We start from the raw sequence: 6,522 nt of genomic DNA on the forward strand, positions 1-6,522 counted from the left end.
CAGATATTCAGCATCCTCAAAAGGGGCTCAATAGTTTTTGGGTTGATCTGCAATTATTTTTTCAAGCTATCCCTTATCTCTCTTAGTAGCAAAATATCTTCCGGTGTTGGAGGTGTTGGTGGCGCATCCATAGTGCGGACTCTATTGACGACTTTCACCATTTGAAAAATTACAAATGCTAGAAGGATAAAGTTTATTGAGATGGTGATGAAGTTGCCATAAGCAAAAATGGGTACTCCAGCCTTCTTGAGGGCATCAAAAGTTCTTGGCACGCCATCTGGGATTTTGCCTAGCACCAGAAATAGGTTGGTAAAGTCAATATGACCCCCCAGTAGCGTTGAAATAACTGGCATCACGATGTCATTTACTAGGGAGTCGACTATCTTTCCAAAAGCTCCGCCAATGATCACACCAACTGCTAAATCTATGACATTGCCCTTGACCGCAAAGTCCCGAAATTCCTTTAAAACAGTCATAAATCCCTCTCTTTTCTAATTCATTGGGATTATCTCAAGATTAACCCCATAACTTTCTTGCATACCCCACTTTTTACTTTAAAATCTTACCTTTAAGCAATTTCCATCTAAAAATGCTCTATCAAGGAATTCTGTAAATGAGTGACAAGCCCTGTATGGATAAGGATCGTCGTAATTGGTTGATCGCGACTTCGGCGGTCGGTGGTGTTGGTGCAGCCGCAGCCCTTTACCCTTTTGTGGACAGTTTTGAGCCTTCGGAGCGTGCAAAAGCCGCTGGAGCCGCTGTTGAAATTGATATCTCTGGCATGCAGCCAGACGAGATGCGTATGGTTGAGTGGCGCGGTAAGCCAGTCTGGGTGGTACGTCGCACACCTGAGCAAGTTGCCGAGCTATCTAAAATTGATTCTGAGCTTGCAGACCCTGATTCGTTAAGGGATCCAGCCCAATTTACCCCTCCTTACGCCCAGAACCAGTGGCGTTCAATTAAGCCTGAATACCTCGTTGTAGTAGGCATTTGCACGCATTTAGGCTGCTCTCCAACAGCGAAGTTTGAGTCGGGCCCTCAGCCTTCCTTACCAAATACTTGGCCAGGCGGCTTCTTATGTCCATGCCATGGCTCTACATTTGATATGGCAGGCCGTGTATTTAAGAACAAACCAGCCCCAGACAATATGGAAGTACCGCCACATATGTATTTGAGCGATACCAAGATTCTGGTTGGCGAAGATAAGAAGGCCTAAGGAGAGATAAATGGCATTTCACGAAAAAGAAGTCCCTGCAGATGCTTCTAGCGCACAAAAGCTCATGGCTTGGGTGGATTCACGTCTACCAGTAACGGAAGCGTTTAAGCGTCATATGAGCGAGTACTACGCTCCTAAAAATCTCAATTTCTTCTATATTTTTGGTGCGTTAGCTATCGTTGTTTTAGCAATTCAGATCATTACCGGCATTTTCTTGGTAATGAACTACAAGCCAGATGCAGCTAAAGCATTTGAATCAGTTGAATACATCATGCGTGAAGTGCCATGGGGTTGGTTGATCCGCTACATGCACTCCACTGGCGCTTCAATGTTCTTTGTTGTCGTGTACATGCACATGTTCCGTGGCTTGATCTACGGTTCATATCGCAAGCCACGCGAGTTGATTTGGATCTTCGGTTGCGCGATCTTCTTGTGCCTGATGGGTGAGGCATTCTTTGGTTACTTGCTCCCATGGGGTCAAATGTCCTATTGGGGCGCTCAAGTGATTGTGAACTTGTTCTCTGCTATCCCATTGATTGGCCCAGATTTATCTTTGTGGTTGCGTGGTGACTATGTAGTTGGCGATGCAACTCTGAATCGCTTCTTTGCATTCCACGTCATTGCGATCCCATTGGTATTGATTGGGTTGGTTGCAGCCCACATTCTTGCATTGCATGAAGTTGGTTCAAATAATCCAGATGGCGTAGAAATCAAAGATACGCTGGATGCAAATGGCCATCCAGTAGATGGCATCCCATTCCATCCTTATTACAGCGTCCATGACGTGATGTATTTGGGTGGATTCTTAATGGTATTTGCTTGCATTGTGTTCTTTGCTCCAGAGATGGGTGGTTACTTCTTAGAGGCAAACAACTTTATCCCTGCAAATCCATTTGTGACTCCAACGCACATTGCGCCGGTTTGGTATTTCACGCCGTTCTACTCTATGTTGCGTGCAACGACTTCTAACTTCCTACTGCCGCTGTGGATTTTCTTGGCAGTGATTTTGGGAATGTTTGCCCTGAAGTCTAAGGACCTTAAAGTCAAGGGTGCATGCGTAGCAATTGCACTAGTCTTGGCTGCAGGCTTCTATGCGTTTGATGCGAAGTTCTGGGGTGTTGTGATTATGGGCGGCTCTGTCGTGATTATGTTCTTCTTGCCATGGCTCGATCATTCTCCAGTCAAGTCTATTCGTTACCGTCCGCAGTTCCATAAATACATCTACGGAGTATTTATTGTGAGCTTCGTGATTTTGGGTTATTTGGGTATCGAGCCGCCATCACCAGTGTTTGAAAAGATTTCTCAGATTTGTACTATTTATTATCTGGGCTTCTTCTTGGCGATGCCTTTCTGGAGCAAGCTTGGTACGTTCAAGCCGGTTCCAACTCGCGTTACTTTTAAGTCCCATTAATTCAGATACCCGAGAAATTAGGAACTAGTATGAAACGAATTCTGCAAACTTTGATGGGCGTCTGCCAAGCAACTGTTCTAGTTGCCGCCCTAGGCTTTGGCGTCAGCGCTAATGCCAATGAAGGCGGCTTTCCATTGGATGCAGCGCCAAATCGCGTTAGCAACAATGCATCTCTACAAAATGGTGCCAAGTTATTTGTGAACTATTGCTTGAACTGTCACTCCGCTACAAGCATGCGTTACAACCGCTTGCGTGATATTGGCTTGACTGATCAGCAAATCAAAGACAACTTGATTTTTACTGACGCTAAGGTTGGCGATCTAATGACGATCTCCATGACGCCAAAAGAAGGTAAGGCGTTCTTCGGTAAAACTCCTCCTGACTTATCTGTAGAAGCACGTGCACGTGGTACTGATTGGCTTTATACCTATTTCCGCACCTTCTACAAAGACGATACAACTCAAACTGGCTGGAATAACTTGGTATATCCAAACGTTGGTATGCCACATGTTCTATGGGAATTGCAGGGTGAGCGTGCTGCAAAGTTTGAAGAGCGCAAAGATCCGCATGACGAAAGCCGTATGGAAAAGGTATTTGTTGGTTTTGAGCAGTTGACGCCTGGAACCATGAAGCCTCAAGAATATGACGACAATATTGCTGACTTAGTTGCTTTCATGTCTTGGATGGCTGAACCAGTTCAACTCGAGCGCAAGCGTCTGGGTGTGATTGTGCTGATTTTCTTGGCGATCTTCACGCTCTTAGCTTCACGTTTGAATAAGGCTTACTGGAAAGATATTCACTAAGCCAAGTTTTTATAAGATTTAAAGTCGCAGTTATTTTTGCGTTTGTTGTATTGAAGTAGATATTTAAGGAAATAAATTTATGATGGTGTTGTACTCGGGCACTAACTGCCCATTCTCGCAACGCTGCCGTTTGGTGCTTTTCGAAAAAGGCATGGACTTTGAGATCCGTGATGTGGACTTGTTTAACAAGCCAGAAGACATCTCGGTAATGAATCCTTATGGCCAAGTTCCAATCTTGGTTGAGCGCGACTTGATTTTGTATGAGTCAAACATCATCAATGAATATATTGATGAGCGTTTCCCCCATCCACAATTGATGCCGCCTGATCCAGTTGCTCGCGCACGCGCACGCCTCTTCCTTTTCAATTTTGAGAAAGAATTGTTTGTACACGTTGCCGCCTTGGAGAACGAAAAAGGTAAGGCAGCAGAGAAGTCTCATGAAAAGGCTCGTTTAGCTATTCGCGATCGCTTAACTCAGCTGGCACCCATTTTTGTGAAGAACAAGTACATGTTGGGCGAAGAGTTTTCAATGCTGGATGTAGCTATTGCCCCGTTATTGTGGCGTTTAGAGCATTACGGTATCGACCTCTCACGTAATGCGGCCCCACTCTTGAAGTACGCTGAGCGTATTTTCAGCAGACCTGCTTACATTGAAGCTTTAACGCCTTCAGAAAAGGTAATGCGTCGCTAAGCGGCTCATTGCTCATGCTGGCAAGATAAGCATGTCAGATATCCCAAGCAATAAACCTTACCTAATCCGTGCCCTACATCAGTGGTGCACGGATTTTGGTTTTACGCCCTTCATGGCTGTCTTTGTAGATTCTAGTGTGGAAGTGCCCATGGAGTTTGTCAAGAATGATGAGATCGTTCTCAATCTATCCCTTGAGGCTTGTCACCAGCTCAATTTAGATAATGATTGGATTAGCTTCCAGGCTAGATTTGGGGGTGTTCCAAGGAAAATCATGGTTCCAGTAAGCCATGTTCTGGCAATCTATGCCCGAGAAAATGGACAAGGAATGTCGTTTCCATTTGATGCCACTCATGCAAAAAAATCCAAGGAAGCGAGTCTGGGTGGGGTTGAGAAGCCAAAATCCACAAGACCTTCCTTAACGATTGTGAAATAGGCTAAAATATTATCTGTTGCCCCTTTAGCTCATCTGGTAGAGCAACTGATTTGTAATCAGTAGGTGGTCTGTTCGAGTCGGACAAGGGGCACCAAAAATACCAAAAGGATTTACTGCGCGAGCTAGTGAATCCTTTTTTCATTTGGAAATATGCATAATCTAATGAAGCTCAAAAATGGAGCGACCCAATAAATAGATCATGACATCTCAATCCGTCTCTATCCTTATTGATAATGCTTTATCCCATATCCGTGCTCAAGAGCTTGAGAAGGGTAAGGAATTGCTTTTGAAGGCGCATGCCCTCGATCAGGATAATCCGCACATTTTGCGGTTACTCTCAGTAGTAGCTGCCATGAAATTTGATTATGTGCGCGCGCTGGAGCTGATTGATAGGGTAATTTCCTTGTCACCTGATAATGCAGTTGCACAGAGCAATCGTGGAAATATTCTCAAAGAGCTGTGTCGCTTTAATGATGCCTTGATCAGCTTGGATAATGCGATTAAATTGCAGCCAGATTATGCGGAAGCTTACAACAATAAAGGTAATGTCCTACAGGATCTTCATCGCTATGAAGAAGCGCTTCAGTGGTATGACAAGGCAATTGCACTGCAGCCAGATTATGCTGAAGCCTATAGCAACAAGGGAAATGCTTTAGAGTTGCTTCAACGTCATAATGAGGCAATGGGGCATTTTGATGCTGCCACCTCTATTAACCCAAGATTTATAGATGGTTATTGGCATAAGGCCTTAGGTCAACTCTCTGGGGGCAATTATGAGATGGGTTGGCAGAACTACGAGGCTCGCTGGTTTAAAAATCATGCAACCAAGCTTCTGTACGGCAATGTTCCAAGGTTGGAGACTCTACATAATATCTCAGGGGCAAATATTCTGATTTGGGCTGAGCAGGGCTTAGGGGACACGCTGCAGTTCTGTCGCTATATTAAGCCGCTTGTGGAGTTGGGTATCGCTGTTACGTTTGTTGTGCAAAAACCTTTGGTTCAGGTACTAGGTTCAATGAGTGGATATTGCACGCTAGTTGATAAAATTGATCCTATGCTTGAAAGTTTTGACTTTCAATCCCCATTGCTTAGCCTGCCTCTTTTATTTAAGACTACTATTGAGAGTATTCCTTCAGAAATTCCTTACATTACATGTGATCAAGCTAAAAAATTACAATTTAAATCAAAGCTTAATGCAGATCGAAACCTAAGTGTTGGGATTGTTTGGAATGGAGGTTTTAGGTCTGATCACCCTGAGTTATGGGCAACCAATAAGCGTCGCAATATTGAGCTTGAGCAAATTGCAAGCTTAAAAGGTATTCCTGGGGTGGACTTTTATAGCCTCCAGAAAGGCGATCCTGCAGAATCCAAGTTGATTGCCAAGAAAGATGAGCTTTGGCCCAATATTATTAATTGCGCTCAATGGTTGGATGATTTTTCGGATACAGCCGCATTGATTGAAAACTTAGACTTAGTAATCTCAGTTGATACGTCCATCGCCCATCTGGCTGGAGCCTTGGGAAAACCGGTCTGGATTTTGAATCGCTATGACTCTTGCTGGCGCTGGTTACGCGGAAGATCAGATAGCCCTTGGTATCCTACGGCAAAGATTTACCAGCAGTCCAGGCCAGGTGATTGGAATAGGGTTCTAGAGCAAGTGAAAATTGACTTAAGTGCACTAGCACTTAAGCAACTAAATCAGTGATTTAGATTGGTTTGATTTGTCTCTGGCAAAAACAATATTGCCACTGTAGTATCCCCCTGGATTCGTACATCTAAAAAGTAGCGTTTTCTGTTGTTTATGGCAGTATTTACAACAGGAGAATCACTATGAAAAAGTCACGATTTACAGAAACCCAGATTGTCGGGATATTGAAGGAAGCCGAAAGCGGATTACCGATGGCCGATTTACTCCGAACGCACGGGATTAGCGGTGCCACTTTCTATCCCTAAAGGGATTTCCGTTGG

7 protein-coding genes, 1 tRNA gene and 1 pseudogene are annotated in these 6,522 nt (G+C 44.2%); 8 read left to right on the plus strand and 1 reads right to left on the minus strand.

Annotated elements, in window-relative coordinates; translation table 11 throughout:
* Positions 1–53: 53 nt before the first annotated feature.
* On the minus strand, positions 54–476 hold the full coding sequence (gene mscL, locus ACIQZ3_RS07505) for a large conductance mechanosensitive channel protein MscL (RefSeq protein ID WP_397391835.1): 423 nt from the start codon (positions 474–476) through the stop codon (positions 54–56).
* 137 nt (positions 477–613) lie between these two features.
* On the opposite strand from mscL, the gene petA reads away from it, so the two are divergent.
* From petA to ACIQZ3_RS07545, 8 genes and pseudogenes are all read left to right on the plus strand, one after another.
* On the plus strand, positions 614–1,216 hold the full coding sequence (gene petA / locus ACIQZ3_RS07510; protein WP_015420298.1) for a ubiquinol-cytochrome c reductase iron-sulfur subunit: 603 nt from the start codon (positions 614–616) through the stop codon (positions 1,214–1,216).
* A 10-nt stretch (positions 1,217–1,226) separates the two neighbouring features.
* A complete protein-coding gene (locus tag ACIQZ3_RS07515) occupies positions 1,227–2,627 on the plus strand; it encodes a cytochrome bc complex cytochrome b subunit (protein WP_397391837.1) in 1,401 nt (466 codons plus the stop codon).
* A 29-nt stretch (positions 2,628–2,656) separates the two neighbouring features.
* Positions 2,657–3,430 (plus strand): cytochrome c1, encoded by a 774-nt coding sequence (locus ACIQZ3_RS07520; RefSeq protein ID WP_397391839.1) that lies wholly within the window; start codon positions 2,657–2,659, stop codon positions 3,428–3,430.
* A gap of 79 nt (positions 3,431–3,509) precedes the next feature.
* Complete coding sequence (locus tag ACIQZ3_RS07525; RefSeq protein WP_015420301.1) at positions 3,510–4,121, plus strand: glutathione S-transferase N-terminal domain-containing protein; 612 nt, start codon at positions 3,510–3,512, stop codon at positions 4,119–4,121.
* Between the two features lie 31 nt (positions 4,122–4,152).
* Positions 4,153–4,554, plus strand: a complete 402-nt coding sequence (locus ACIQZ3_RS07530; protein WP_397391841.1) for a ClpXP protease specificity-enhancing factor — start codon at positions 4,153–4,155, stop codon at positions 4,552–4,554.
* 18 nt (positions 4,555–4,572) lie between these two features.
* Positions 4,573–4,648 (plus strand) — tRNA-Thr (locus tag ACIQZ3_RS07535).
* Between the two features lie 105 nt (positions 4,649–4,753).
* The gene (locus ACIQZ3_RS07540) at positions 4,754–6,259 is read left to right on the plus strand and encodes a tetratricopeptide repeat protein (protein ID WP_397391843.1); all 1,506 of its coding nucleotides are present in this window, start codon (positions 4,754–4,756) and stop codon (positions 6,257–6,259) included.
* Positions 6,260–6,384: 125 nt separating this feature from the next.
* Positions 6,385–6,501: pseudogene (locus ACIQZ3_RS07545) on the plus strand (transposase); the annotation flags it as partial.
* Between the last annotated feature and the right edge of the window lie 21 nt (positions 6,502–6,522).

Source organism: Polynucleobacter sp. (assembly GCF_044342855.1).
Lineage (GTDB): Bacteria > Pseudomonadota > Gammaproteobacteria > Burkholderiales > Burkholderiaceae > Polynucleobacter.

What these genes read in the sequence shown, in the direction of transcription:
- ACIQZ3_RS07520 (WP_397391839.1), top strand. Translation starts at nt 2,657, where the DNA reads ATGAAACGAATTCTGCAAACTTTGATGGGCGTCTGCCAAGCAACTGTT.
- ACIQZ3_RS07515 (WP_397391837.1), top strand. Translation starts at nt 1,227, where the DNA reads ATGGCATTTCACGAAAAAGAAGTCCCTGCAGATGCTTCTAGCGCACAA.
- petA (WP_015420298.1), top strand. Translation starts at nt 614, where the DNA reads ATGAGTGACAAGCCCTGTATGGATAAGGATCGTCGTAATTGGTTGATC.
- mscL (WP_397391835.1), bottom strand. Translation starts at nt 476, where the DNA reads ATGACTGTTTTAAAGGAATTTCGGGACTTTGCGGTCAAGGGCAATGTC.
- ACIQZ3_RS07530 (WP_397391841.1), top strand. Translation starts at nt 4,153, where the DNA reads ATGTCAGATATCCCAAGCAATAAACCTTACCTAATCCGTGCCCTACAT.
- ACIQZ3_RS07540 (WP_397391843.1), top strand. Translation starts at nt 4,754, where the DNA reads ATGACATCTCAATCCGTCTCTATCCTTATTGATAATGCTTTATCCCAT.
- ACIQZ3_RS07525 (WP_015420301.1), top strand. Translation starts at nt 3,510, where the DNA reads ATGATGGTGTTGTACTCGGGCACTAACTGCCCATTCTCGCAACGCTGC.